The organism is Bradyrhizobium sp. R2.2-H (assembly GCF_004346455.1).
GTDB classification, from domain to species: domain Bacteria; phylum Pseudomonadota; class Alphaproteobacteria; order Rhizobiales; family Xanthobacteraceae; genus Bradyrhizobium; species Bradyrhizobium diversitatis.
In genome coordinates this window covers 1-24,418 of the sequence record NZ_SMBR01000017.1, presented here as the reverse complement: position 1 = coordinate 24,418, position 24,418 = coordinate 1, and the positions used below count along the sequence as shown (strand labels likewise).

The 24,418-nt window shown below is 60.8% G+C and carries 28 protein-coding genes and 2 pseudogenes; 14 read left to right on the top strand and 16 right to left on the bottom strand.

Features of this window, described 5'->3' with window-relative positions:
• Positions 1 to 9: 9 nt before the first annotated feature.
• The 6 genes and pseudogenes from EDE08_RS32535 to EDE08_RS39735 all read left to right on the top strand — a co-directional run.
• Complete coding sequence (locus EDE08_RS32535; protein ID WP_131873507.1) at positions 10 to 1,254, top strand: ABC transporter substrate-binding protein; 1,245 nt, start codon at positions 10 to 12, stop codon at positions 1,252 to 1,254.
• 7 nt (positions 1,255 to 1,261) lie between these two features.
• A complete protein-coding gene (locus EDE08_RS32530) occupies positions 1,262 to 1,981 on the top strand; it encodes an ABC transporter ATP-binding protein (RefSeq protein ID WP_131873509.1) in 720 nt (239 codons plus the stop codon).
• Positions 1,974 to 2,678 carry an ABC transporter ATP-binding protein gene (locus EDE08_RS32525; protein ID WP_131873511.1) on the top strand — a complete coding sequence of 235 codons (705 nt, stop codon included), beginning with the start codon at positions 1,974 to 1,976 and terminating at the stop codon, positions 2,676 to 2,678. The genes EDE08_RS32530 and EDE08_RS32525 overlap by 8 nt, the downstream gene beginning before the upstream one ends.
• Positions 2,679 to 2,690: 12 nt before the next feature.
• Positions 2,691 to 3,554 (top strand): branched-chain amino acid ABC transporter permease, encoded by an 864-nt coding sequence (locus tag EDE08_RS32520; protein ID WP_131873513.1) that lies wholly within the window; start codon positions 2,691 to 2,693, stop codon positions 3,552 to 3,554.
• A complete protein-coding gene (locus EDE08_RS32515) occupies positions 3,551 to 4,543 on the top strand; it encodes a branched-chain amino acid ABC transporter permease (protein ID WP_131873515.1) in 993 nt (330 codons plus the stop codon). The genes EDE08_RS32520 and EDE08_RS32515 overlap by 4 nt, the downstream gene beginning before the upstream one ends.
• A gap of 458 nt (positions 4,544 to 5,001) precedes the next feature.
• A pseudogene (locus EDE08_RS39735) lies at positions 5,002 to 5,082 on the top strand (hypothetical protein); the annotation flags it as partial.
• A gap of 9 nt (positions 5,083 to 5,091) precedes the next feature.
• Here EDE08_RS39735 and EDE08_RS39730 read toward each other — a convergent pair.
• Positions 5,092 to 5,271 carry a hypothetical protein gene (locus EDE08_RS39730; RefSeq protein WP_502700657.1) on the bottom strand — a complete coding sequence of 60 codons (180 nt, stop codon included), beginning with the start codon at positions 5,269 to 5,271 and terminating at the stop codon, positions 5,092 to 5,094.
• A 98-nt stretch (positions 5,272 to 5,369) separates the two neighbouring features.
• Here EDE08_RS39730 and EDE08_RS39250 point away from each other — a divergent pair, with 98 nt between their 5' ends.
• A complete protein-coding gene (locus EDE08_RS39250; RefSeq protein WP_245524946.1) occupies positions 5,370 to 5,966 on the top strand; it encodes a hypothetical protein in 597 nt (198 codons plus the stop codon).
• Positions 5,896 to 6,504: a glycine cleavage T C-terminal barrel domain-containing protein gene (locus EDE08_RS39245; RefSeq protein ID WP_245524945.1), complete on the top strand. Its 609-nt coding sequence runs from the start codon at positions 5,896 to 5,898 to the stop codon at positions 6,502 to 6,504. The genes EDE08_RS39250 and EDE08_RS39245 overlap by 71 nt, the downstream gene beginning before the upstream one ends.
• Positions 6,505 to 6,742: 238 nt before the next feature.
• Here the strand turns inward: EDE08_RS39245 and EDE08_RS32505 are convergent, their stop codons facing one another.
• From EDE08_RS32505 to EDE08_RS32480, 7 genes and pseudogenes are all read right to left on the bottom strand, one after another.
• Positions 6,743 to 6,922 (bottom strand): hypothetical protein, encoded by a 180-nt coding sequence (locus tag EDE08_RS32505; protein ID WP_131873517.1) that lies wholly within the window; start codon positions 6,920 to 6,922, stop codon positions 6,743 to 6,745.
• Between the two features lie 12 nt (positions 6,923 to 6,934).
• Entirely contained in the window at positions 6,935 to 7,636 is a 702-nt protein-coding gene (locus EDE08_RS39240; protein ID WP_245524963.1) for an ABC transporter ATP-binding protein, read from the bottom strand.
• 210 nt (positions 7,637 to 7,846) lie between these two features.
• Positions 7,847 to 8,242 (bottom strand): annotated as a pseudogene (locus EDE08_RS39235) (hemerythrin domain-containing protein); the annotation flags it as partial.
• Positions 8,243 to 8,250: 8 nt separating this feature from the next.
• Positions 8,251 to 9,012, bottom strand: a complete 762-nt coding sequence (locus EDE08_RS32495; RefSeq protein ID WP_131873521.1) for an ABC transporter ATP-binding protein — start codon at positions 9,010 to 9,012, stop codon at positions 8,251 to 8,253.
• On the bottom strand, positions 9,009 to 9,947 hold the full coding sequence (locus EDE08_RS32490) for a branched-chain amino acid ABC transporter permease (RefSeq protein ID WP_319334920.1): 939 nt from the start codon (positions 9,945 to 9,947) through the stop codon (positions 9,009 to 9,011). Before EDE08_RS32490 ends, EDE08_RS32495 begins: the two co-directional genes overlap by 4 nt.
• A complete protein-coding gene (locus EDE08_RS32485) occupies positions 9,944 to 10,819 on the bottom strand; it encodes a branched-chain amino acid ABC transporter permease (protein ID WP_131873523.1) in 876 nt (291 codons plus the stop codon). Before EDE08_RS32485 ends, EDE08_RS32490 begins: the two co-directional genes overlap by 4 nt.
• Before the next feature lie 96 nt (positions 10,820 to 10,915).
• On the bottom strand, positions 10,916 to 12,055 hold the full coding sequence (locus EDE08_RS32480; protein WP_131873525.1) for an ABC transporter substrate-binding protein: 1,140 nt from the start codon (positions 12,053 to 12,055) through the stop codon (positions 10,916 to 10,918).
• 304 nt (positions 12,056 to 12,359) lie between these two features.
• Here EDE08_RS32480 and EDE08_RS32475 point away from each other — a divergent pair, with 304 nt between their 5' ends.
• The 5 genes from EDE08_RS32475 to EDE08_RS32455 all read left to right on the top strand — a co-directional run bounded on the left by EDE08_RS32475 (position 12,360) and on the right by EDE08_RS32455 (position 15,788).
• On the top strand, positions 12,360 to 12,842 hold the full coding sequence (locus tag EDE08_RS32475; RefSeq protein ID WP_131873527.1) for a flavin reductase family protein: 483 nt from the start codon (positions 12,360 to 12,362) through the stop codon (positions 12,840 to 12,842).
• Between the two features lie 54 nt (positions 12,843 to 12,896).
• Positions 12,897 to 14,099: an acyl-CoA dehydrogenase family protein gene (locus EDE08_RS32470; protein ID WP_131873529.1), complete on the top strand. Its 1,203-nt coding sequence runs from the start codon at positions 12,897 to 12,899 to the stop codon at positions 14,097 to 14,099.
• Positions 14,100 to 14,141: 42 nt separating this feature from the next.
• Complete coding sequence (locus EDE08_RS32465) at positions 14,142 to 14,552, top strand: RidA family protein (RefSeq protein ID WP_131873531.1); 411 nt, start codon at positions 14,142 to 14,144, stop codon at positions 14,550 to 14,552.
• Between the two features lie 100 nt (positions 14,553 to 14,652).
• Entirely contained in the window at positions 14,653 to 15,252 is a 600-nt protein-coding gene (locus EDE08_RS32460) for a Crp/Fnr family transcriptional regulator (RefSeq protein WP_165936300.1), read from the top strand.
• A 44-nt stretch (positions 15,253 to 15,296) separates the two neighbouring features.
• Positions 15,297 to 15,788, top strand: a complete 492-nt coding sequence (locus EDE08_RS32455; protein WP_131873534.1) for a PIN domain-containing protein — start codon at positions 15,297 to 15,299, stop codon at positions 15,786 to 15,788.
• 8 nt (positions 15,789 to 15,796) lie between these two features.
• Here EDE08_RS32455 and EDE08_RS39425 read toward each other — a convergent pair whose 3' ends face one another.
• Both EDE08_RS39425 and EDE08_RS32450 read right to left on the bottom strand, forming a co-directional pair.
• Positions 15,797 to 15,928, bottom strand: coding sequence for a hypothetical protein (locus EDE08_RS39425; RefSeq protein WP_283810581.1), 132 nt, complete (start codon positions 15,926 to 15,928; stop codon positions 15,797 to 15,799).
• Between the two features lie 314 nt (positions 15,929 to 16,242).
• Positions 16,243 to 16,809 carry a hypothetical protein gene (locus EDE08_RS32450; protein ID WP_131873536.1) on the bottom strand — a complete coding sequence of 189 codons (567 nt, stop codon included), beginning with the start codon at positions 16,807 to 16,809 and terminating at the stop codon, positions 16,243 to 16,245.
• Positions 16,810 to 17,153: 344 nt separating this feature from the next.
• Here EDE08_RS32450 and EDE08_RS32445 point away from each other — a divergent pair, with 344 nt between their 5' ends.
• Positions 17,154 to 18,563, top strand: a complete 1,410-nt coding sequence (locus tag EDE08_RS32445) for a DUF2130 domain-containing protein (protein ID WP_131873538.1) — start codon at positions 17,154 to 17,156, stop codon at positions 18,561 to 18,563.
• Between the two features lie 51 nt (positions 18,564 to 18,614).
• Here EDE08_RS32445 and EDE08_RS32440 read toward each other — a convergent pair whose 3' ends face one another.
• The 6 genes from EDE08_RS32440 to EDE08_RS38910 all read right to left on the bottom strand — a co-directional run.
• Positions 18,615 to 19,850 carry an OmpA family protein gene (locus EDE08_RS32440; RefSeq protein ID WP_131873540.1) on the bottom strand — a complete coding sequence of 412 codons (1,236 nt, stop codon included), beginning with the start codon at positions 19,848 to 19,850 and terminating at the stop codon, positions 18,615 to 18,617.
• A gap of 9 nt (positions 19,851 to 19,859) precedes the next feature.
• On the bottom strand, positions 19,860 to 20,879 hold the full coding sequence (locus tag EDE08_RS32435) for a hypothetical protein (RefSeq protein ID WP_131873542.1): 1,020 nt from the start codon (positions 20,877 to 20,879) through the stop codon (positions 19,860 to 19,862).
• 3 nt (positions 20,880 to 20,882) lie between these two features.
• On the bottom strand, positions 20,883 to 21,530 hold the full coding sequence (locus tag EDE08_RS32430) for a hypothetical protein (RefSeq protein ID WP_131873544.1): 648 nt from the start codon (positions 21,528 to 21,530) through the stop codon (positions 20,883 to 20,885).
• A gap of 181 nt (positions 21,531 to 21,711) precedes the next feature.
• Positions 21,712 to 22,971 (bottom strand): hypothetical protein, encoded by a 1,260-nt coding sequence (locus EDE08_RS32425; protein ID WP_131873546.1) that lies wholly within the window; start codon positions 22,969 to 22,971, stop codon positions 21,712 to 21,714.
• Positions 22,972 to 23,179: 208 nt separating this feature from the next.
• Positions 23,180 to 23,908, bottom strand: coding sequence for a thermonuclease family protein (locus EDE08_RS32420; protein WP_165936299.1), 729 nt, complete (start codon positions 23,906 to 23,908; stop codon positions 23,180 to 23,182).
• Positions 23,909 to 24,203: 295 nt separating this feature from the next.
• The coding region (locus EDE08_RS38910) for a hypothetical protein (protein WP_207913150.1) at positions 24,204 to 24,418 on the bottom strand (215 nt) is incomplete at its 5' end.

Genomic DNA, 24,418 nt, shown 5'->3' with positions numbered 1-24,418 from the left:
GGAACGCCTTTGTCCATCACCCGACGCTCATTTGGTATCGGCACGACCAGCCTCATGCTCGGAACGGTCGCTGCACCATGGATCCGCCGAGCCGCCGCCGCCGACGGGCCGATCAAGATTGGCGTCATCAATTCGATGAGCGGGGGCCTGTCGGCCTATGCCCAGGAAGGGCAACCCGCGCTGCAATACATGATCAAGAAGATCAACGACGCGGGCGGTATCAAGAGCAAAGGCGGAGCGAAAATCGAGCTGATCCAGGCGGACGACACCAGTCAGCCCGCGCGTACCGCCACCGAGGCGCGTCGGCTGATCACTGAAGAGAAGGTGCATCTGCTGACCGGTACCATTCTCAGCGCGCAGATGCTGGCGTTGACGCCGGTGCTGGACGAATTGAAGGTCCCGACGCTCTCGATATGGGCCGGCGGAGCGCATTCGAAATACATGTTCTCGCTCGGCTATCCCTATGACCGCGGCTACGCGCAAACGTTGCATGATTTCATCATCTCGCTGCGCGACAACAGCAAGTTCGCGATCAAAACCGCAGTGATGAGCTATTCGAACTACGAGGCCGGGCAGCAGGTCAACAGCTTTCTCGCGCCGAAGCTGAAGGCCAGCGGCATCGAGATCATCGGCGAAGCGCCGCTCGATACCCGCGCCCAGGATCAGACCGCTGCCATGATCCGCATCAGGTCGCTGAAGCCCGACGTCGTGACGGGCCTGGTGACCCCAAGGGACGGCATCCTGCTGCACCAGGCGCGCTACAACCTCAACTATCACGGCAGCTTCTTTTGTGGCGGTACTGGCGGATATTCGGACCTCTCGCTTTGGAAGGATCTCGGTCCAGAGATCGGCAAGGCCGTGCTGACGAGGAATCTCTTCGCCATGACCGGCTTCAGTGCCGGCGCCAAGATCGATTCGATGCAGAAGGTCGTTGCGGAATTGCGCGACGTCGCCAAACTGGACCGGATCGGCCAGGGCGCCATTCAATACGCGCAGGGCGCGCGCGTGCTGCAGCAGGTACTGGAAACGACGTCCTCGCTCGAAAGCGACGCGTTGCTGGATGCCTTCAGGAAGTTCAATATTCCGTTTGGCGACCCAAATTTGTACATCGCCAAGCCGAAGGGGCTGCAGTTCGCCGAGGACCGCCTGCTCAAGGACGGGACGGCCATGATGGTGCAGTGGCTGCCGGATCAAGGGCAGGAAGTGGTGTTCCCGAAGGAATTCGCGCAAGCCGCGCCGCGACCGCGTTCCTGAGGCGACCGTGGCGCTGCTCGAGGTCGATAAGGTCAGTAAGCGGTTCGGCGGCCTTCAGGCGCTGAACGGGGTAAGCTTTTCCGTGGAGAGGGGCGAGATCCTCGGCATCATCGGTCCGAACGGTGCCGGCAAGACGACGCTGTTCGGCGTCATCTCCGGCTTCACCCCGCCCTCGAGCGGCGACGTCCGCTTCGATGGCAGGCGCATCGTCGGCGTGTCGCCAGACCGGCTGACGCGCCGGGGCCTGATCCGCAGTTTTCAGATCGTCCAGACTTTTGCCGACATGACCGCGCTCGATGTCGTCACGACGGCGGCGCTGACCCGCAGGCCGATCCGGCAGGCGGTCGATTATGCGGCGCAGGTCCTGACGCGCGTGGGGCTGGGGAGCAAGCTCGACGACACACCGGCGACCCTGTCGCTCCAGGACAAGAAGCTGCTGGAGCTCGCCAAATGCGTGGCGACCGATCCGCAATGCATTCTGCTGGACGAGGTCATGGCCGGGCTCACCATGGCCGAGACGGAGGCACCGATCGCCATCATCCGCGAGTTGAACCGACAGGGTGTCACGTTCGTCATGGTGGAGCATGTCATGCCGGTGATCATGCGGCTTGCGACGAGGATGGTCGTGATCAATTTCGGCGAGAAGATCGCCGAGGCCTCGCCGGACGAGATCATCAATGATCGCCGGGTCATTGACGCCTACTTCGGAGAGCATCTCGATGCTTGAGGTCGATGGCCTCGTCGCGGGCTATGGCGACATTCCGATCCTGCGCGAGGTTTCCGTCAAGCTCGCTCCCGGCGAGATCGTGGGCTTGCTCGGCGCCAACAACGCCGGCAAGACCACGCTCATCAACAGCCTGTCGGGTATCGTGAAGCCGATGTCCGGCCGCATCCTGTTGGAGGGCCAGGACATCTCGGGCACGACGGCCCGGCAACGGGTCGAACTCGGCATCATTCAGGTGCCCGAGGGCAGGCTGGTGTTTCCCGAGATGAGCGTGCGTGAGAATTTGCTCCTTGGCGGATTTTGCGACCGGGCGCGACCACACCGTCCGCGGCAGATGGAGAAGGTGCTTGCGCTGTTTCCGCGGCTGAAGGAGAGATTGCAGCAGCCGGCCGGCACGCTTTCGGGCGGCGAGCAGCAGATGCTGGCGATCGGCCGCGGGCTGATGGCCGAGGCCCGCATCCTGATGCTGGACGAACCCTCGCTCGGTCTGTCCCCGCTGTTCGTGCAGCATATTTTCGAGATCATCGACCAACTGCACAAGAACGGTCTGACCATGCTGCTTGTCGAGCAGAATCTCAATTTGACGCTGCGCCATGCGCAGCGCTGCTATGTGCTCGAGCGCGGCCATATTGCAGTTGAAGGCACCGCCGAGGTCGTCAGGGACGATCCGCGCACGCGACAGGCCTATCTCGGGCTATGAACGGAGAGTGAATTGAGCGAACTGTGGCAGGCATTGGCGCAAGGCATTCTGATCGGGAGCACCTACGGGCTGCTCGCGCTCGGCATGGGACTCGTCTATGGCGTGAGCGGCATCGTCAACTTCGCGCATGGCGACTTCATCTCGCTGGCCATGTTCATGTGCCTGGCGTTGTTTTCGGCCTTTGCCCTCGATCCCTATGTGTCCGCCCTCATCACCGTCCCCGTCATGACGGCGATCGGCGCACTGGTCTACCGATTCCTTCTCAAGCCAATGGTGGGCTACCAGTTTCTCATGGTGGTCCAGTTGACCCTGGGATTGAGTCTGGTGCTGCAGAACGGCATTCTGATGGTCTTCGGCGGGCAGCCGGCGCGCACGCCGTCGGTCGTCGAGTCGAAGCTGATCATTCTTGGCGACGTTGTGCTGAGACTGCCGCATCTGATCGCGTTCATCGTGGCTTTCGCAATGGCGATTGGCCTCTTCGTGATGCTGCGTTCGACCGACTTCGGTCGCTCGATACGCGCCGTGCATCAGAATGCGCGGGCCGCAGCACTGATGGGCGTTGACGTCGGCCGCGTCCAGGTCCTGACCTTTGCGATTGGCATCGGCATTCTCGCGGTCGCTGCCGCACTGCTTCTACCGGGCACCCCGATCCAGCCCACGCAGGGCCTGCAGTACACTGTGATCACGCTGTTGGTGGTGGTGCTGGGCGGTATGACGAACTTCGTCGGCATCATGCTCGGCGGCCTCGTGATCGGGATCTCCGAGGCGTTTGGTACGATCTACGTCTCGGACACGCTGGGCCGGCTCGTGCCCTATGTGATCTTTGTTTTGATCATGCTGTTTAGGCCGCAGGGCCTCACCTGGAGAGCCTCGTGATCAGGGAAGATTTCTACAGAACGCTGCGTTCACCGTGGTTGTGGACCATCCTTGCGCTGAGCGCTGTGCTGCCGTTCATGCTGAGCAGCTATCACGTTCATATCCTGACGATCGCGCTGGTCTATGTCGCGCTGGCATCGGCCTGGAATATCGTCGGCGGCATGGGAGGGCAGATCTCGCTGGCCCATAGCCTGTTCATCGGAACCGGCGCGATGCTGTCCGCTGCGTTGCTGGTGAAGTTCGGCGTTAATATGTGGGCCGGGCTTGTGATCGCTGCAGCGACGGCCGGAATGCTTGGCGCGATCATCGCCTGGATCGACTTTCGCTTTCAGCTCGGTCACCTGTCCTTCGTGCTCATCACGCTCGCCTTCGCGGAAATGGCCGCCATCGTCGTCGAGGGGTGGGATTTTCTTGGCGGGGCGTCCGGTCTGCTGCTGCCGCGCGACACCGGCGATGTATTGGCGTTTCAATTCGGCGGCGGGCGTGGCGCATTCTGGGTTATGCTCGGGCTTGCGGCGCTGACCGTGCTGGTCAATGTCGCGATCCTTAACACGCCGCTTGGCTATTATCTGCGTACCATCCGGGACAATGAAAAGGCCGCGCAGGCGATCGGCGTCAATGTGTTGCGCCACAAGACTATCGCGATGATAATCTCCGCCGTGCTCACGTCGATCGTGGGGACCGCTTATGTGCGGTATCTGACATTCGCGGACCCTTACCTACTTGCTTCGCCTGTGATCACGATCGAGATCGTGCTCTTTGCGACGGTCGGTGGTCTTGGTCGCGCCTATGGTCCAGCGCTTGGAGCGCTGCTATTGGTGCCGCTGGGCGAAGTACTACGCGGTAAACTTGGCGGTGTGGTGCCGGGACTGCACTACTTCATTTACGGCATCGTCGTGATCGTCGTCATCCTCGCAACGCCGAGCGGCTTGCTGCCGCTGTTTGAGAGGCTCCTGACGCGGTGCATTCCCAAGCTGACGAAGACCTGAGTCCAGCGCAAGAATGGCTCGCCGAGATGGGACGATCTCCCGGCTCGCGATGTTCACGACGCGCTCCGGGTTCAGTCAGCGCCGCACGATGGGCGCATGTGAGTGGGCGTTTCGGCCGACCTACCTGAGTCCTCGCGGGAGACCTCGCCTCTTGTGGCGGCGTCCAGGATCCTCGAGGGCGTATGCGAACGCGCCCTGATTTCACACTGCGAAAGGCCCTCGCATACTTCGTCGAAGACCACGCGCATAAGCGCGGTGGTGTCAAACATGAGAGGCCCCCAATGAGGAAAGTCGCATCTTAGCCGAGTTTTCCGGGTGTGAGGATTCAGGCATGTTAGCCGCGCGTAAGTTGGCGGCGAGTGCGCTCGGCTTTGCCATGATCAACGGCACGCTGGTGCCTAGCGTTTCCGGCGGCGCGCTGACCGTCTCGCTGAAGACGGTGGCCGGCAACGACCCCAGTGCGACCGATAAGCTTCACGCCCGACGATCGCCATCTTCTCGGCGAAACGCCGGAGGTGCGAAACCTATTCGTTGCGGCCGGATTCAACTCAATCGGGATTCAGTCCGCCGGCGGCGCCGGCAAGGTTCTCGCTGATTGGGTCGTCGACGGCCATCCGCCGATGGATTTGTGGGATGTCCATATTCGCCGCATGATGCCGTTTCAGCGCAATCGCCGCTATCTGAAGGATCGGACGGTTGAAGCGCTCGGGCTGCTCTATGCGATGCACTGGCCATTTCGGCAGCCCGAGACCGCGCGTGGGGTTCGGCGCTCGGTGTTGCACGACCGCCTGCTTGCGAGCGGAGCCTGCTTCGGAGAACTCGCCGGATGGGAAAGGCCCAACTGGTTTGCCCCGAAGGGAGATCAGCCCCACTACCAATATACGTATGGCAGAACTGGTTCGACCATTCGGCCGGTGAGCACAAGGCCGTCCGCGAGTCCGTGGGGCTGTTCGATCAGTCATCGTTCGGCAAGTTCATCCTGGAAGGTGCCGACGCGGAAACCGTGCTCAACCAGATCTGCGCCAACGACGTCTCCGTGCCGGTTGGCCGGATGGTCTACACCCAGTGGCTCAATCATCGCGGTGGCATAGAAGCCGACCTCACGATAACGCGGGAAAGCGAAACCCGCTTTCTGGTTGTGACAGCGGCTGCGACGCAAACGCGCGGTCTTGCATGGCTCAAGCGCAATATACCAGACGACGCGCGGGCCATTGCGGTCGACGTCACTTCCACCTATTCCGTCGTGGGATTGATGGGCCCGCGGTCGAGGGAGGTACTTTCAGGCCTGACCGACGCCGATTTGTCGAACGACATGTTTCCGTTCGCGACTTCGCAGGAATTCGACCTCGCCTATGCCCGCGTTCGGGAAAGCCGCATCACCTATGTCGGCGAACTCGGTTGGGAAACTCTACGTTCCGACTGAATTCGTTCAGGGGGTATTCGACGCGGTCCGAGAAGAGGGGGCCCCAGCCGGCATGCGGCTTGCCGGTTATCACGCCATGAATTCGTTGCGGATGGAAAAGGGCTATCGCCACTCGGGACACGACATCACCGATGAAGACACTCCGCTCGAAGCCGGCCTCGGCTTTGCCGTGTCATGGACCAAGAGCGGCGGGTTTCTCGGCCGCGATGCGCTATTGCGTCAGAAGGAGCATGGATTGAAGCGCCGGTTGGTGCAGTTCGCACTGAACGATCCCGAAAAACTGCTCTACCACAACGAACCGATCTGGCGGGATAGCGTCCTCGTCGGCCGCGTCACATCGGGCACGTTCGGTCACACCGTCGGAACGTCGCTTGGCATGGGCTATATCGCAAACGGCGGCGGTGTCACCGACGCGGCTTTCGTCAACACCGGCCGCTACGAGATTGAAGTTGCTGGAACGCGTGTGGAAGCGCGGGCCACGCTCGGGGCCCCCTATGATCCCAAGAACAGGCGCGCGAAGGATCAGGCGGGTTCGTAGCCGCTCCGGGTTCGCTCTGGAGCCGGTATGCGGTCAAACGAGCCTGCCAAGCCATGACGAGCTTGCGGCCTTTACCGGGTGCGGACGGTCTCGCGGGACATCGCATCAGTTGTTCGAATAAGTTAGTTCAAGAAAATATCCGATGCGTGCGGGAAGGAAGGCGTGCGTACTGACCACCGATTGACCACCGAAACTCCGTGAACAAGCGGTGACGAAGGTGGTCAATCGCGAGCGTACTTCATTGTTTTTGTTGGTCTTTTTGCTTGTTATTTGCGTGCGGGCGCATGGCAGACCGCGCGCCCGCACCAGCAGGCTTCTTCATGATAATGCCGAGTGCTACGCGTTCGGCGGCAGTCAGCGCATCGAGGATACGACGCTCGCGGGCCTGGGCCAGCGGCGCGATCTTCTGAGAGCGCACGGCCGGCCGGCGTCACATGCCGAGATAGGCCGCGCGCACGTCGTCATTGGCAAGCAATTGCTGGCCGGTACCCGTCAAGGTTATGCTGCCGGTTTCCATGACGTAGCCGCGATCGGCGATGGCGAGGGCGGCAAAGGCATTTTGCTCCACCAGAAGGATGGTGATGCCCTGGGTCTTCAGCGTCTGGATGATATTGAAGACTTCCTGTACCAGCAAAGGGGCTAGCCCCATCGAAGGCTCGTCGAGCAACAGCAGCTTGGGCCGGCCCATCAAGGCTCGGCCGATGGCGAGCATCTGCTGCTGGCCGCCGGACAGCGTCCCCGCCGGCAGGTCGCGCTTCTCCTTGAGGATCGGAAACATCGCGTAGATTCGGGCGATATCCGCCTGCGCCTCGTCGCCGGGCCTCGTAAAGGCACCCAGCTGCAGATTATCCTCGATAGAAAGCGGCCCGAACACCTGCCGGCCCTCCGGACACTGGCAGATGCCTCGACGCACGCGCTGATCGGAACGCAGCGCCGCGATGTTCTGGCCGTCGAATACGATCTGGCCGGCGCTTATCGGCTGTACGCCGGACAGCGCGCGAAGAAAGGTCGTCTTGCCGGCGCCATTGGCTCCGACCAGCGCAACGATTTCTCCGCGTCGCACCTCCAGATCGATGCCCTTGAGCGCCTTGATGCGGCCGTACGCGCTTTCGAGCGCCCGGACGCGGAGCAGCACGTCGCTCTCGCCGACGACGGCCGAAAGCTCGCCGGCACTGTGTCCGCCGAGGCCGATCGAGTCGGGTGCGAGGTTGACTAGCCGGTGAAACAGCGTGCGGTATTCGGCACGCGCTTGCGAGCCGAAAAGCGGATCGTCATTGGCGAGGAATGCCGAATCGATCTCCTGCCAGTCGTCGGGCGCGAGCGCCGCGCGCGCCAGCGGCAGAAGTTCGGTCTCCTCGACGCGGATATGCTCTTTTTGGCCGGCAGCATACGCCTTGAGAGCGGCGGCGAATGAGGAGATGGCCGAGGGAGTCGTGGCCGCGGCCAGTTGCGCGCGCAAACGAGCAAGTTCGCCGGGCGCCTCATGGTGGTCATGGGCAAGGCGATCGATGACCACGCAGGCCGCGGCGCTACGCTCGCGCAGCAGGCGGAAAAGGAAATCGTCTTCCTTCGGGTGATGGGAATGATCGACGAATTGCTCGACATAGTCGAATACCGAATTGAAGAACTCGACGTCGACTTTCTGCTCGCTCTCGATGCTATCGGCAACCAGTTCGAGGGCGTTCGTCAGCCGCCAGATATTGCGGTGTTCCTCGCTGATGATCCGGAGTGCTTCCATGCTCGAGCTCACGCGTGTGCGCCGAGATAGGCGGCGATGACATCAGGGTGATGGCGGATTTCGTCGCATGTTCCCTCGACCAGCTTCTTTCCGTAATCCATCACCAGAATTCGGTCGGAGAGGTTCATCACCATTTTCATGTTGTGCTCGACCAGTACGACGGTCACGCCGGAATCCGCGATTTTTCGCACCAGGCCGTCGACATCGAGGGTTTCCTTCGGATTGAGGCCGGCAGCCGGCTCGTCGAGGAACAAGAGCCGCGGCTTGAGCGCCAGCGCGCGCGCGATCTCTAGCCGCTTCAGGGCGCCATAGGGCATGCCATCGGCGCGTGCGCCGACGTAATCTTCGAGGCCGACGAAACGCATCAATTCCTCGGCCTCCTGCTTGATGTCGCGATCGCGCCGGGCCAGGGCCGGGAAACGAAACGCCGCCTTGAGCAGGTTGCGGTCGAGCCGCAGATGCGCGCCGACCATGACGTTCTCGCACGCGTCCATGTTCATGCAGATCTGCAGGTTCTGAAAGGTGCGGGCGACGCCAAGCGCGGCCAGCTCATGCGGTGGCTTACCGGCAACCGAGACGCCGTCGATGCGGACGTCGCCCTCGCTCGGCACGTAAACGCCGGTGATAAGGTTGAACAAAGTGGTCTTGCCGGCGCCGTTCGGTCCGATCACGGAAAAGATGATCCCGCGATCGACCTCGAAAGAGATGTTCTGGACGGCCTTCACGCCGTCGAAGATCTTCGACACGGAAGCGACGGACAGCAGCGTCATGGCCGTCTCCCGCCAAGCCGCGCCGCCAGGGTCGGGACCAGCCCCCGCGGCATGAAGATCATGCAGAGGATCAGGATCACGCCGAACGCGACGGTTTCCCAGCCCTCGAAGGTGGCGAGCGCCTGGGGCAAGGCGGTCAGGAGCACTGCGCCGACGAGCGAGCCGAAGACCGACGCCATGCCGCCTACCACGACCATGGTGATCAGTTCGATCGAATGGCCGAAATCGGCCAAGGCAGGCGAGACGAAGCCGACATAATGTGCGGTGACGCTGCCCATCAGGCTCGCGAAGACGGCCGACATCACGAAGATGGTGACCTTGTAGCGAGTGATGTTGACGCCGACCACCTGGGCGGCGACCTCCGAGCCATGAAGCGCGCGCAGCGCCCGGCCGAACGGCGAATTCATCAGGTTGATCGAGGCCCACACGCTCACCATCAGAATGGCCGAGACGATCCAGTACCATTGGCGGTCGCCGTCGACGGTGAGGCCGAGCAGAGTGAAGGGCGGCACCGGCATGCCGTCCGGGCCGCCGGTGTACTTCGCCTCGTTGCGGAGCACGATATTGATGATGATGCCGAGGCCCAGCGTGGCCATCGCCAGATAGTGTCCTTTGAGGCGGAATATCGGACGTGCGACGAAGGCGGCGAGCAGGCCCGCGGCCGCGGCGCCCGCCAGCAGGGCGGCAAAGGGAGGCCAGCCGAAATGGGTCGGCAGAACCGCCGTCGCGAAGGCGCCGATGCCGATGAACCCGGCGTGCCCCATGCTGATCTGGCCGGCGAAGCCGATCAGCAGGTTCAGCCCGAGAACGATCACGGCATTGATCCCCATGCGGATGACGAGATCCAGATAGAAGCCGTTAGGGATCAGAAGCGGCAGCACCGCGATCGTGGCGGCGACCAGATACAGTCCGAGGTAGCGTCGCGTCATCATCATACGCGATCGGTGATCTTCACGCCGAACAGACCGCGCGGCATGAAGAAGAGAATGAACAGGATCAGCACGAAGGGGATGGCGTCCTTGTAGGCCGACGACAGGTAGCCGGCGCCGAACGCTTCGATCACGCCGACGAGAAGTCCGCCGACCACGGCGCCAAGACCGTTGCCGAGCCCACCGACCACGGCGGCGACGAAGCCCTTGAGGCCGAACATGATGCCGGCATCGAAGGACGTCAGCGTAATCGGCGTGACCAGAATTCCGCCTAACGCGCCGAGGCCGGCGGACAACGAAAAGCTCATGAACAGTACCCAGCCGGTGTTGATGCCCACCAATTCGGCGGCCACGCGATTGAAGGAGGTGGCGAGCATCGCCTTGCCGGTGAGCGTGCGGTTGAAGAAATACCAGAGCGCTAGCACCAGGAGCGCCGATACGCCGAGGACCCACAGGCTTTGCGGCATCAGCGTGGCGCCGAGCAAGCGGATTGGCTTCTCGCCGGAGAAGGCCGGCAGGCCGTGGGACGCCTTGCCCAGCCAGACCTGAATGAGGCCGCGGATGACGAGCGAGGCGCCGATGGTGACGATGATCAGGGTGACGGTTTCGGCCCCTTTGATCGGCTCGATGGTGAGCCGTGCCATCAGCGCTCCGGCTATCGCGGGGATCAGAACCGCGAGCGGTAGGGCGACGGGCATCGGCAGGCCGGCGTCGGTGAAATACACCGCGAGCATGCCGCCTAGCATGATGAATTCGCCTTGGGCGAAGTTGATCACGTTGCTGGCGTTATAGATGATGGTGAAGCCAAGCGCGGCGAGTGCATAGGTGGCGCCGATCGTAAGGCCGGAAAAAAGAAACTGAAGAAATTCGGCGAACATCGATCGGTCTTTCCACGCGACCTGCGTCTTCGATCGGATCGGGCGGCGCGCGGAGGTCTCCGGCGCGCCGCCGACCACTCGAGAGGTTATGGCTATCTATTGGGCTTCGACCCAGGTCCCATTCTTCACTTCAAGCATGCGCAGCGACCACAAATCCAGTCCCATGTGGTCCGTGGGCGTCATGGTCACCTCACCGCCGGTGCCGATATACTTCCTGGTCGCCTCGATCTCGTCGCGAACCTTCGCTTTGTCGACGGAGCCGGCGCGCTTGATGGCGTCGACAACGATGAAGAAGTTGTCGTGGGCCTGGCCGCCGAACATCGAGACGCGGTCCTTCCAGCGTTCCTCGAAGGCCTTGACATAGTTGGCCACGATCGGTTTTTGCGGATCGCTGCCCGGGAGCTTGTCGGAGATCATCAGCGCCGGCGCCAGCGCGCGAACGCCTTCCGCCGCGGGGCCTGCGAGCTTGATGAATTCGTCGGAGCCGACGCCATGGGCGTGATAGACCGGCAGCTCGATGCCGAGCTGCTTGATGTTCTTGGTCAGGATGGCCGGGCCCTGACCGAAGCCGAACACGAAGATGGCTTCGACACCCGGCGTGTTGCGAATCTTGGTGAGCTGCGGGGTCATGTCGGTGTCTTTCGGCCCGTAGGTCTCGTTGGCGACCAGCGTGATGCCGTATTTGCCGACGACCGACTCGGTCTGCGCCTTGCCCGACTGGCCGAAGCCGGCCGTATCGGACAAAAGCGCGATCTTGGTCATGCCGCGCTTCTTCATGTCGGTCAGGACGCGCTCCGCGGCGATGCGGTCGGTGGTCGATGCCTTGAATACCCACTTCTTGACCGGCTCGACCACGACGACGGCGCCGGCGAGCGACATGAAGGGCACGCCGGCCTTCTCGACGAGCGGCACCATGGACATGGTTGAACCGGTGGTCGTCCCGCCCACGATGAAGTCGACCTTGTCGTCCTCTATCAGGCGCTTGGCGAACGCGTTGGCCTTGTTGGCGTCGCTGCCGTCGTCATAATGTACGAGCTCCAGCGGCCGGCCCAGCAGGCCGCCCTTCTTGTTGAGATCGTCCACATACATCTGGAGGGTCTTCAATTCGGGGTCGCCGAGGAAGGCTGCCGGACCGGTCACGGACAGCACCGAGCCGACCTTGATCGGCTCGGCGGCAATCGCCGAATTCATGATGCTGGCGGCGAACGCCATGCCGCCGATGGTTTTTCTGAGCATGCCTCGCATGATGCGAACTTCCCCGTTGAAGGTGCGCTATGGGAGGAGCGATCGACGCGCGACAACGACCGTTCCGGGCTTCCTGGTGCCGCGTCTCCGCCCCGGCGGATGGAGCGACGGCGACCGCAAGTTTTGAATCTAGGGGGCCGGCTTCGGCGGTGTCTGTATCCGCCGATACAAGATCCTCCGTTTTCATTTTTTCGCCAAAACCATCGGCGGGCGGTATCCGCGGATACAGACATGAGCATTTCGGCGGCTCTAGACTGGGCAAAGATTGAGCACGCAATTTCCGTGAAGGCCGCCAATGCTTGCACCACAACAGCGATTTCGCATCCTGATGGGACGGTTCGTTACCGGCGTCACCGTCATTGCCGCCAGGGCCGGGGAAGGTGTCGCGGCGATGACAGCCAATGCGGTCACGGCCGTCAGCCTCGATCCGCTGCTGCTGCTCGTCTGCATCCGCAATGAGAGCCGATTGCTGCCTACACTACTGGAAAGGGGTGCTTTCTCGGTCAATGTGCTCGCCGCTGGGCAGGATGACATCTCGCGCCATTACGGCGGCTCTCCGCAGGCGGCATCGCCGGCGCGATGGACGTCGGGCGTCATGGCGGAGCCCTTGCTGATCGGAGCCAATGCTTCGTTTTCCTGCCGGGTCGATTCGCAGCACCGGGCTGGGGACCATACCGTGATCTACGGCGCCGTCGTCGAAATGGCGGCCGCCGACCCGGTGGCTCCGGCGCTGATCTACGCCGCCGGCAAGTACAGCGACGTGACCCTTGCCGCCTGACGCCTGTATCCGGTCGGCGTCTCCGCTTCATTCCGTCCAATCCTGTGAGGGTTCATGAACGAGATTTTTGCATCCAACGCGGTTACTGCCGATAGTCTTATTTCGGCCGCTCGCGATCTCATTCCGCACTTGAAGCAGGCCGGTTCGAGCCACGACGCCAACAAGCGCATCTCCGACGACATCGCACGACGGCTGCGCGAGGCCGGCTTTTTCCGGATCTGCCGGTCCGTGGAGAACGGCGGCTACGGAATGCGTCCCTCGGTGCTGTGGCGGGTGGCACGGGAAATCGCCCGCGGCGACAGCGCCACCGCCTGGATACTGAGCCTCGCCGGCTTGCACCCATGGATGGCCGGGATGTTTCCCGTCGCGGCGCAGGACGAAGTATTCGCCGGCGGCAAGGACGCCGTGGTGATCGCGCTGACCGGAAATGTCGGGCGCGGCGTCGATGCGGCCTTCGACGGCGAACATTACCGTATTAGCGGCAAATGGACTTATGCATCCGGCATCGACGTTGCGGACTGGGCCGCGGTGCTGGTGGAGGTGCCGGCGGCGGAGGGAGGTAAGGAGCAGCGCCTGCTTCTGGTCCCCCAGGCGAGCTTCCGCATCGACCACGAAAGCTGGAACGTCTTCGGGATGCAGGGCACCGGCAGCAAGGACGTCTATCTTAGCGATGAACGCGTGCCCGTCTATCGAACGCTGCGATGGCTTGACGTGCAGCGCTCGCAGGTGCCGGGCACCGAGCGCAACCGGGGCCCGATGTACAGCATCCCGCATACCAGCCTGTTTGTGATGTCGGTCGCAGCACCCATCGTCGCGGTAGCTTCGGGGCTGCTCGACATCTACATCGAGACGGTCAAGAAGCGCATCCCCGCCGGCCTCAGCTCGCCGCAGACCGAAGACCGTTTTTCGCTCGCGGAGCTCGGCAAGGCGGCCAGCAGGATCGACATGGCCTTCAATCAGCTCATGCACGACGTCGATGAAATGTGGGACCAGGCCGTCGCCGGCCGGGAATTCAGCATCGAGCAGCGGACCCGCTACCGCACCAACGGCTCCACCATCTGCGATACGGCGCTCGCCGCCAGCAACGATCTCGTGCGCAATCTCGGCGGCAGCCTGCTGCCACTCGGCCCGGTCGAGCGCTATTTCCGCGACCTGCACAGCATGGCTGCGCACTTCCTGATGCAGGCCAATCCGTCTGCCGAGCTTTACGGGCGTGCGCTGCTGGGATTGGCCCTGCCACCAAACGCGCGCATCTGACGCCTTGTCATCTCCCGACCCCGTCCATAAAAGGCAAAATCCATGAGCAACATCCAGCGCCTGCGACTTCCGGAAAACGATCCCACTTTCGGCGGCAACAAGGTCTTCGACCTGTTCAAATACTCGCCTGCCGTCAGGGCCGGAGGGCTGGTCTTCATCGCCGGCCAGGTTGGCATTCGTCCGGACGGCACTGTCCCGGACGAGGCGGCCGAACAGATCCGCTTGGCCTTCACTCGCCTCGGCGCGATCCTCAAGCATGAGGGGCTTGGTTTCGAGGATCTGGTGGAACTCGTATCCTATCACGTACGGATCGACGAGCAATTGACGACCTTCCGCGAAATCAAGGACGAATTCATCACCCGCGAGTTTCCGGCCTGGACCATTCTCGGCATTGCATCGCTGGCGAGGCCCAACCTGTTGATCGAAATCAAGGCCGTGGCGGCCGCGAGGTGATCCGCTTCACACCCTCATGAATCCAAGAGCCCTGCCCAGATCGCGCTCCACCGAAACATGGCGCCTCGACAATGCCGTCGCCGGACCCTTGATTCGGGCAGTGCATCTGGGAAAGCGGCGCACGTTCAAGAAGGGCGAGTTTCTATATCACCAGGGTGAGACCGACTCCTGCTTCTATTTCGTGCTGAAAGGACACGTTCAGATATCCGCCTTCCGCCAGGATGGTTCGGAGTTCGTCCTCGAAGTCATGGGGCAGTGGGCGGTCTGCGGCGAGGGCGCTGCTTTCGACGGAAGTCCTCGCTTTTCCTCCGCGATCGCGCTGGAGGATACCGATGTCATCGTCTTCGATACCAGCGGCATCGAGGAGGCTTTTCGGGCCTTCCCCGAACTTGCCGTGGCGCTGTTGCGCATCACCGCGATGAAGCAGCGCGTCCTTGGAATCCGGGCGCAGTATCTGGCTTCGCCCAAGCCGGAGAAGCGTATCTCCGAGCTCCTGAACCGTTTTGCCGAACTCTACGGCGTCCGCGAGGGCGGCGTCACGGTCATCGGCATATCGCTGACCCACGAACAGATCGCCGCCATGACCGGCGCATCGCGGGTGACGGTGACGCGCACGCTCAAGCGCCTTCGCAGCGAGGGCATCATCGAGGTCAAAGGCAAGCAATTGCGCATCATCGATCCGGCCCGCCTGATGCTCTGACGTCACATTCCCGACCGCGGTCATTCTTGTTCGGAAAGCCAACAGTGATTCATCAGCAATCCTTCTCTGATCTGCGTCACAAGTATCGACAAGGCCAGCTATCGCCGGTCGATGTCACGCGGTCTGCGCTGCAACATGCAGAACGTGTTGCGTCGCTGACAAATGCTTTTGCCCTGCTTGACGCAGATCGCGCGCTGGCCGCCGCCCGCCGCTCGGAGCGGCGCTGGAGGGATGGACTCCCGGTCGGCGACCTCGACGGGATGCCGATGACGGCCGAGGACTGTTTCTCCCTGGTTCTGGCGGAAGACAACAAGAGTTCGATCCTGCTCACAGGTGACGCCGAGCTTCGCAACGTGGCAGTCAGTAAGGGTTGCGAGGTCCACGGCGTCATCTGGGTCACCGACGAGATCCATAACCGCAGCCTCCTCGCCAGCGTGAAGCTCGCTCAATGCCTTGAGGCCTGGCTCAACGATCCGTTGGTGCGGCTGCCGGTGGCCCACCTGAATACCCGGCTGCGGCTTCTGTCGAAGAAATGACGCCAACATCAGCGCCGACGCCAACTCAGGTAGAGAATGAAGGCGAGCGCGACGACGGCAAGCGAATAGACGGCCGTCTCTCCGTTGGCAGAGGCCGACAGGCCGAAGAGACTGATCTGGAGGCTTTGCGCCGAGGGCATAGGACATCTCCCTGCCGGGCGCATGAGATCGCCCGGCGGTTTTACACGCCTTGGGCGATCTCTGGTTACGCAGTCATTCCACCACTGCGATGGGCGATTAATCCGCCCCGTCAGAAATCGTATGAAACTCCAATTAGCCCGTAGTCTGGGCTCCGTTTGCGATCTGCTCGAATTCGCATTGGCGAAGGCCTACGGAAAGACCTCTCCCCTCCGCGGGGAAGCCCTGTGCCGCGGGTAGTGCGCAGTAGCGAGAGCTGCCCACTAAGTGCGGAAGGACGAAGTGATTCGCAAGAGGGGCTAGAGCCGCGACGCGGTCACAGCAAGGCTTTGAAGAAAGCCAGCGCAGCCGTGACGAGAACGCCCAGGGCAACGAGAGGGCCTTTATCGTATTCAGCAATGCGCCTGGCGACGAACTCGAGGGCGGACAATGGAAGCAGTAACGCGGCGACGACCAGGATCGTCGTTGCCAAAAAGAATTGCTTCATCGTAATGATCACGCCGGTCAGCGACACGCCAGCAATAGCACCGGTCAGCGCGACGATTTCAGCGCCCTTCCAATCTAGCGCCCCCTCGCACGCGAAAAGCAGTCCGCCCAAGAAGGCGGCGCCGTTCGGTATCAGAAACAACGCAAAAACCGCCATCCAGAGCGGCGTAATCAAAAGCATTCCCGCGGTCGCCAGGGCCGTGATGAGCGGCGTGTCTTCGCGCATGAGCTTGCCGGCGCCGCTGGACACCAGGGTTTGCCGACATTGGTCCATGGCAGACCAAGCGCGGATATTCCATAGCGAAAGGGCGCGTTGCTGGACGTCGGAAAGCAGAATGCTAACGGTCGTCAAACAGAACGCCATCGCGCTCAGCAGCATCAGACTCTTATTCAGCATCTGAGCGACCTCCTGACGGCTGCCACTTTACAACGATTCGGCTCCAGCTAGCGGTGCGGCGCCGGGTCCCACGGGCGGTGCTAATGGTTTCCCCTCGTTGGTGGAAGCGCTCCGTTTGGTAGCGTGCGCCCACGGCTCTTGCCCCGGCATCCCCGTTCCCATCGAAAACCGTGGATTTCCCGCTGAGAATGCCCGGGAGGGCTGCGCGTAGCTTGTCATCCAGGTCGGCATGTTCTAATTTTGTTCTCGCAAACGAGGGGCCGCCCGACAGCCAACTGGCCAGGTCGGGGCAACGTTTACCCTCGGCTTCAGCGGCAACAGCCCCGGTCTTTCGGACAGGAAATATGCACGAGATCATCTGTCCACACTGTGACAAGGCCTTCAAGGTCGACGAATCCGGCTATGCGGAGATTCTAAAGCAGGTCCGTGATGGAGACTTTGAAAAGCAGCTGCACGAACGGCTGGAATTGGCCGAGCGCGAAAAGCAGAACGCTGTGGAATTGGCCAAGGCGAAGGTCAGCAGCGATATGCAGAGGACCACGGCCGCTAAGGACGCAGAAATCCAGGAGTTGAAATCCAAGCTTGAGGCCAGTGGAGTTGCGCAGAAGCTCGCGGTCACCGAGGCACTGAGTGCCGTAGAGAAGGAACGTGACAGGCTCGCGAATGCGCTGGCCGAGTCCGAGCGCGAAAAGAAAGCGGCCTCGGAGCTTTCCGATGCCCTGCTGGCTGGCGAGCTGCACAAGGCCTCTGCTGTCAAGGAAAAGGAAATTCAGGAGCTGAAGGCCAAGCTCCAGGCCTTTGAGCTTGAGAAAAAGCTCGCAGTGACCGAGGCTGTCGGCACGATCGAGAAGGAGCGCGATGAGCTCAAAACTGGCATCAAGCAGATCCAGCTTGAAAAGCAGCTCTCTGAGCAGTCGCTCAAGGACAAGTACGAAACGCAGATCAAGGACCGTGACGACGCGATCGAACGCCTGAAAGATATGAAGGCGCGCCTGTCGACCAAGATGGTCGGCGAGACCCTAGAGCAGCACTGTGAGACCGAGTTCAACCGGGTGCGCTCGATGGCCTTTCCGCGGGCGTATTTCGAGAAGGACAATGACGCGCGGACCGGCAGCAAGGGCGATTACATCTTCCGGGACTCGGATGAGGCCGGGACCGAGATCATCTCGATCATGTTCGAGATGAAAAACGAAAGCGACAGGACCACGACGAAGAGCAAGAATGAGGACTTCCTCAAGGAGCTTGACCGGGACCGGACCGAAAAGGGCTGCGAATATGCCATCCTGGTCTCATTGCTTGAGCCGGACAACGAACTCTACAACGCGGGCATTGTCGACGTCTTCCACCGCTACCCTAAAATGTATGTTATCCGGCCGCAGTTCTTCCTCCCGATGATTACGCTCTTGCGGAATGCGGCTATCAATTCGCTTAAGTACAAGACCGAGCTGGCGCTCCTGAAAGCGCAGAATATCGACATCACCCAGTTCGAGAACCAGCTTGAAACCTTCAAGACCGCATTCTCGAAGAACTACGACCTGGCCTCCAGGCACTACCAGACGGCGATTGCCGAGATCGACAAGTCCATCGATCACCTGCAGAAGACCAAGGACGCATTGATCGGTGCCGATCGCAATCTGCGGCTTGCAAATGACAAAGCGCAGGATGTGACAATCAAGAAGTTGACCCGGGGCAATCCAACGATGGCGGCGAAATTTGCGGAGCTTAAAAGCTCTCCTGCTGAGGCTGCCGAATGAGCAAGGCCTGCTCGAGGCGGAGGTCTAATACCCAGATACGATGCTCAGCGTTTAATGTGCTACCGCTGCTGTCCCCGGCGAGGGGCGGCTAACGGGCGGCGTTGCCGGCTTGGGTGCTGGCGAGGGTTGCCGCGGTAATAGTGATATGGGTGCAGGAGACGCCGGAGGCCTTGGCTTCACCGGAGCCCGTACCGGACGAGGCGGGACGGCAGGCACGCGAGCGGGAGCGGGCGGCGAAATGGTTGCCGTAGCTTCGCGAGCGCTTGACTTCCGAAGCCGAATTTCAATACGGCGTCGCTGCTGGATGCTTGCGGGAATACCTTCAGTCGCCAAGGTTTCATCGGTATTCACGAGCTGCGCGCCCGAGAGCGGAAGGATCTTGTAGTTTGCAAGCTCCGGACTTTGCTTGAGGACGCTCACGACTGAAACGGCGCGGGCTAGCCCGAGGCCGGCGTTGTCGGCTGGAACTAGCTTCCCAATCTCCGTCTTGCCCTTCAGAACCGGGAGCAGATCGCGGTCCAAGTTGGACTGATGCACGCCGAGGGGCTGCTCGTCGGTGTGACCGACTACCTCGACGACATCCACATCATACTCTTTGATATACTTCAGGACTTTGTTGGGGATCGTTGTCTGGAGGCTCTCTCGGAAGGGTTGAGAAAGTTCGGCGCTCCCACTCTTGAAAAAATTACCGTCGGCCTCGCTGAGGCTGATAATCGGTGGCCACAGATGGCCAGGCGAGCCTCCGATAGGTGTGGTACGCTTGAGCGCTTCAATGATGGCCTGTGTAGATAGGGGGGCGTCGCCCGGTTTTGCGAGCACTCGATTGATGGCCGCTATAGCATTCGCGTCTTGAATCGCTTGGTCTACTTTGATCCCATTGGCATCCAAGGTTTTGATTTGTTCAATCCGCTCGCGAAGTTCTGTCAGCGACATGCCTGACCTTTTCAGCTCGTCCGCCGCTGCGCGGCCTTCGACCAGCTCCCGCCAGTGCTGATCGATCGCCTGCGGATCGTTGCTTCCCGCGACAGCCTTGATTTTCTCGACGAGCGAGTCGTTCTTGCTGAGCGCTTGTACAAGGTCTTCATTGCGCTTGTTGTCAGCGAGCAGCTCCTTGACTTTGTTTTCTGCAGCCTGGCTTCTTTTTTGTTCCTTCAGAATAAAGGTCGCCATGGCGATGAGCAGGCAGAACACCAGCAGGAGCATGATCTCGGCCATCGTCAGCCCGAGCACCAGGCCCTGACGATACGAGGAGTTTTGCTTGCTAATCTGGCCTTCAGCTATTGCCATGGTTTCCGCTCAGGTGTTATGTCCCCGGCCCGCCCAGGGGCCAGTAGCATACCGTTCTGCGTTCTCCGCGCGGATTTCGTTCATTAGCTCGTTCAGTGCCGCCGCGAGAGCCTGCGTTTGCCGGAGGTTTTCCTCCATGACCTTTGCCTGGGTCTCCGCGCTCTTGCCGAATGAATTGACGGCGCGCGAGAGGCCCTGGATCATCGGTGCAAGCTTGATCTCGATGATCTGCTCCGGTGTCTGCAGCGAGGTCAGTTTGCCGACGACGGTATCAATGGCCTTAATCATACTTGTAGTGCTTCTCGTCAGCCGGTCCCCCTGTTCCACCAGCTGCTTGGACATGGCTTCGAAAGTTCTCGTCGCTTGGCTGTTCATCATGTTGAGGGCTTCACCAGAGCGTTTTGAAGCATCTTCTAGAGGCTGGCGGGCGGTGGCAGCAAAATCCTTTATCTCCCCGGCTAGCTCCTTGCGAGTTTCCCCCAAGGTTTCCTTCAACTCGTCGAGCGCATCACCCAGGGCTTGTTGTGTTATCCTACGAAAGGAATTGAACTCAAGTATCGTGCTCTCCAGCTCGACTTTCACCTTCCTTGAGGCTTGAGCGAGTTCCAGGCGGGCAGTGGCCTCGACTTCAATGGGGTCTCGGCGCATTTGATTGAAGAAAATGCGGAGGGCGATGCCAGCGATCGTCGAGGCAATAGCAATGCCAAAATTCCTGACGATCTGCTCGGCACCGCCATCGGCCGAGAACTGATAGAGCGAGACACCGAGACTCGTTAACGTGAACAGAAAGCCCATGTAGTAGAGATTGTCGCCGGATTGGTCGTCTCGAAGCCGAAAGAGGCGCGCTAGGGCGAGAAGGAGCGCATATCCGATCATGACGACGACGGGCACTATCGTCACAACGATCGGGCTAAAATCGCTCAGCTTGGAGAAAACGATGTAACCGGCTCCGGCCAGCACTACTGCGAAAAACAATAGGCCGCTCAGCAAGCCCGGCGGCAATCCCCTGCCTTTTTCTGTCGGCGCCATCAGCTATGCTCCCTGCAGGCGCTTGAGCCCGCCGACCCGGCCGTGATTGTCGGAGATCCATTCCTGCCAGAATTGCATGAGCTGGCGATCGTCGACGACCGGCTTGCCATTCACTTGGCGAGTGACGAGCCGCACAAAAATGGTCGCGTCATTTAACTCCGTCCAGTACCTCCTGTACGCGGGAGACTGTTTGAAGCGTTGATAGGACAGATCGCCAGACCGCGGATACTGACTGTAATCTTTCGTGGACTCGATCATGTCGGAGATGATGTAGAGCGTCTTCCGGGTGCTTTGCCTGACGCTGCCGGAAAATTCCCCGATCGCGATGTCTTGGATAGCGCCCATGATAGGCGAGGAAGCGGCTCGCGCAGGCGATACGCTGCTATCGATGGCCTGTTGTGCCGGCTTACGGAAGCTTTCGACCCAGCGCTGCCGCGCAACACTGATGTTGTTGGTCCACTCGCTTAAGCCGGTTCCGTCGCCAGGATTGCATTTGGCGAACAGCGAACGGCTCCGCGAGCCAGCAACATCGAGCACGCGGATATCTAGTTTGTAATAAGGCGGCAGCGTCGTGATGATTTCATCGAGCAGGCCGAAAACCTCGCGCCGAGTGGCATCAGGCAAATCATCTGACGTATCAATCAATATCACCGTAACTCCCCGAGGTCCGTCGACCGGACACAGGCTGTCTTGAGCGAGGGAGGGCGGCTTCTCTGTGAAAAACGCCAGATACACTAGGGCGGCACCACTGCAGAGCGCGACGAAAAAGAGGGCTATGCCAAGATACCCCGGCCAGCCGATGCCAGACGAACTGCGCCGCCGAGGATGAGGTCTAGCCACCCTTCTCTCCCTTCTCCGGAAAGAACTGGTCGATTTCGCGGTAGGACCGCATGGCACGCTCGAAAGCTTCGTTGATTGCCTTGATCTGGTCTTTCAGGAGACCCTGGGTCTCATCAATTGTTTGCCGCAGGCGTTCCCGCGCGCTCGAATCCGGTTCGGCATTCGCGTAAATGATCCGCTCCAGAATAAACGGCTTCTCGAAGGAGGCGGGAGCCGGCGTCGACCGAGCTTTTCGGTTCGCCTCGCGATAAAGCCCAAGCAGAGAGCGGCCTGCCGCTTCAATCTGATTTTGCTGTTGTGTGAAACGTTGACCAAGCCGCGCACGGCCCTGGAGGATCGAATCGTATTCGCCGCGGCGTTTGGAGAGATCAGTGGATGCCAGATTCATGACCTCAGTGGCGTCCTGCCGAATTTCCCTCAACCTCTCGATCAACTCGCTCTTGAGATCCGTGAATTGTTTGCTGGCATCGTTCCAGCGTCTTTCGAGGCCGGCATAACCAATGTAGGGATCGAAGAACGTCAGGCCGTCGGCCATTGCGACTAAAGAGAAGACCAGGCCAATGCTGACAAACACCCAGGAATTGACGTCCGTCAGGTCGAATGGCGCGGTTAGAAGACGATGTAGAACATCCTGACCGACCTCACCATTGAGTTTGGGCGGCATTTCACGCAAGTGCGCTAGGGTCAAGTTCAGCGCGCCAGCAAAGGCTAGATAGCCAATGAAGGAGGCGGCCCCGACGAGTTTGAGCAGGAGGTTACGGTGGAAGATCGGCCTGATCAGCACCAGGCCCCACAGGAAGCTCGCCAAAATGTTCAGAGCGGCAAAGGTCGCCGCCTGGATCGCGGCCCCAATGTAGCCCCCCATATTGGCCTTTGCCAAAAACCCGGCATTGACCGCAACCTCGATGACGAAAAGGATCGCGAGCAGCCCGACCTTCAGGATGATTTTTCCGGGAGTCGCAAGCCGACCGGGTCGCTGCAGCCGATGCAGCCTCCGGAACGCCTCGCGTTCCAGCTCGGATTCATGGAGGCGGCGGCGATGAACGAATAGCTCGTCCCGCCCCATCGTCGCTTCGGCCTCAAAGTCGCCAACGGCCTCCGGCGCGGTCTGCTGGATGACCGCGAAAAGCTCCTCAAAGCTAAGCGAGGCCATCCGTTCTTCGTACGTATGCAGGTGATCCTGATAGACAGAGTGGGAATCCTGCTTGTGCGCCTCAACCCTTTCCACGATGAGATGCTCGACGTCGTCCATCGTCTGCACATCTGATGAGGGACGGTTCTGGGAACCCCGATCTCGGCCCAGGCTCGTCAACCTCAGTTCGTCAGCGACCCGATCAACGTTGAGATCGACGAAAACGGTGGTAGCTGGGCGGTAGTCGTGAGGAGGCTTGTTAAGGAGGGCCCATAGACGCGCGATTGGAGAGAGCCGGGTTTGAGAACGGTCCATTGTTGTTTCGCAATTAGAGCTTCGATTTACGGCAGCCGGCCGCCTGCGCTTCGGCCTCGGAACAAAACCACCGGCGCGATGACCTGGGCTGCATACTGAGACGATCGTAAAAGCGGCCCCCCGGGACGTGATATATGCATTGTGTTGCGCTGCTCAAATTACCTTTGATCAAGCAATTGCCAACAGGCGGTGTGGGAGCCGCTAGAGAGTTCGAGACCAGGGCCCGCTGTGCCGTGGTGGGAACAGCGAGCGCGCCCAATACGACCGTCGAGTTGTTCCGGTGCCGCCAATCCCATGGAGCTACAAAGGTCCCACCCCAGAGGCCGCTTTGATGTTCGCGCGCCGTATCCTCGTCGGCCACATATTCGGTGGAATAGCGGCGGAATGCCAAAGCCCAGCCGTTTTGAACAAGCCACCGCGATACGTTCTCCCCTCCAACAGTGCAGAAACCCAGCGACCGCCTGTAGACGTCCGTGCCGGTCAGTTCGCAAGACCACGTCCGGTCTTTGCTGAAGGACCGAAGTTGCTCCCTTGCTTCGATGCCGCACGTCCATGTCTTGCCGGCAGCATCCAGACAGATTTGGTCGGTCTCCGGGGCGTCGATTCCGTTGAACCGGATCTTGGTCAGTCCGATGTAGACTGTGTCCGCGTCAACGATTTGAGGCACGCCGCGCACCTGCCCGGCGAAAGCGGCGTGGACGCTGATCAGGAAAAGGGCCGCGACAGCCAGCCAGCGCTGCAAATCTCCTCCCCCGTTTTGCAACGATCTTCGATAGTTAATAGTCTATTACACTTTTTAGGCGAATAGGGCGAGTGCGACGACTGCTTGCAGATATGGTTAATCAATCGTTGATCGGGTCTGGAGCTTGAGTTTGGGCGACGCGGCGGTCCAGCAGCTCTGATCGGATAAGCTCTCCGGCTCGACAATGAGATTCTCGGAAATCCCAGCTCCCACAGGATCACTCCGGCGATGCGGCCGCCGCTGGCATGTTCCAGGAGTCAATTAGCTGACTGATAACACTTGGTCGTAAGCGGAGTCAGTTTCTTGGACTGATACGAGCTGCTGTCAAAACTTTCCTCGCAACGGCCACTTCCCAAGGTTTCATGTCGGGAAACTCGGTAGGAGAACCGTCTTGTAAATAAGCGCCGAACTTTGACCCCCGTATTGCCGCATCTGCGAATGTTACCCTGATGGCGCCATTGCCGATGACGATCCGATGTCGATTAATCGGTCGCGCCAGATGGCTTTCCC

Excerpts from the sequence above, each read along its gene's own strand:
- EDE08_RS32445 (WP_131873538.1), top strand. The coding sequence starts at position 17,154 with ATGCACGAGATCATCTGTCCACACTGTGACAAGGCCTTCAAGGTCGAC.
- EDE08_RS32525 (WP_131873511.1), top strand. The coding sequence starts at position 1,974 with ATGCTTGAGGTCGATGGCCTCGTCGCGGGCTATGGCGACATTCCGATC.
- EDE08_RS32490 (WP_319334920.1), bottom strand. The coding sequence starts at position 9,947 with ATGATGATGACGCGACGCTACCTCGGACTGTATCTGGTCGCCGCCACG.
- EDE08_RS32495 (WP_131873521.1), bottom strand. The coding sequence starts at position 9,012 with ATGACGCTGCTGTCCGTCGCTTCCGTGTCGAAGATCTTCGACGGCGTG.
- EDE08_RS32475 (WP_131873527.1), top strand. The coding sequence starts at position 12,360 with ATGCTTGCACCACAACAGCGATTTCGCATCCTGATGGGACGGTTCGTT.
- EDE08_RS32425 (WP_131873546.1), bottom strand. The coding sequence starts at position 22,971 with ATGGACGACGTCGAGCATCTCATCGTGGAAAGGGTTGAGGCGCACAAG.
- EDE08_RS32465 (WP_131873531.1), top strand. The coding sequence starts at position 14,142 with ATGAGCAACATCCAGCGCCTGCGACTTCCGGAAAACGATCCCACTTTC.
- EDE08_RS39250 (WP_245524946.1), top strand. The coding sequence starts at position 5,370 with ATGGGAAAGGCCCAACTGGTTTGCCCCGAAGGGAGATCAGCCCCACTA.
- EDE08_RS32435 (WP_131873542.1), bottom strand. The coding sequence starts at position 20,879 with ATGGCGCCGACAGAAAAAGGCAGGGGATTGCCGCCGGGCTTGCTGAGC.
- EDE08_RS32485 (WP_131873523.1), bottom strand. The coding sequence starts at position 10,819 with ATGTTCGCCGAATTTCTTCAGTTTCTTTTTTCCGGCCTTACGATCGGC.
- EDE08_RS32450 (WP_131873536.1), bottom strand. The coding sequence starts at position 16,809 with ATGCTGAATAAGAGTCTGATGCTGCTGAGCGCGATGGCGTTCTGTTTG.
- EDE08_RS39425 (WP_283810581.1), bottom strand. The coding sequence starts at position 15,928 with ATGCCCTCGGCGCAAAGCCTCCAGATCAGTCTCTTCGGCCTGTCGGCC.
- EDE08_RS39245 (WP_245524945.1), top strand. The coding sequence starts at position 5,896 with ATGCCCGCGTTCGGGAAAGCCGCATCACCTATGTCGGCGAACTCGGTT.
- EDE08_RS32470 (WP_131873529.1), top strand. The coding sequence starts at position 12,897 with ATGAACGAGATTTTTGCATCCAACGCGGTTACTGCCGATAGTCTTATT.
- EDE08_RS32440 (WP_131873540.1), bottom strand. The coding sequence starts at position 19,850 with ATGGCAATAGCTGAAGGCCAGATTAGCAAGCAAAACTCCTCGTATCGT.
- EDE08_RS32480 (WP_131873525.1), bottom strand. The coding sequence starts at position 12,055 with ATGCTCAGAAAAACCATCGGCGGCATGGCGTTCGCCGCCAGCATCATG.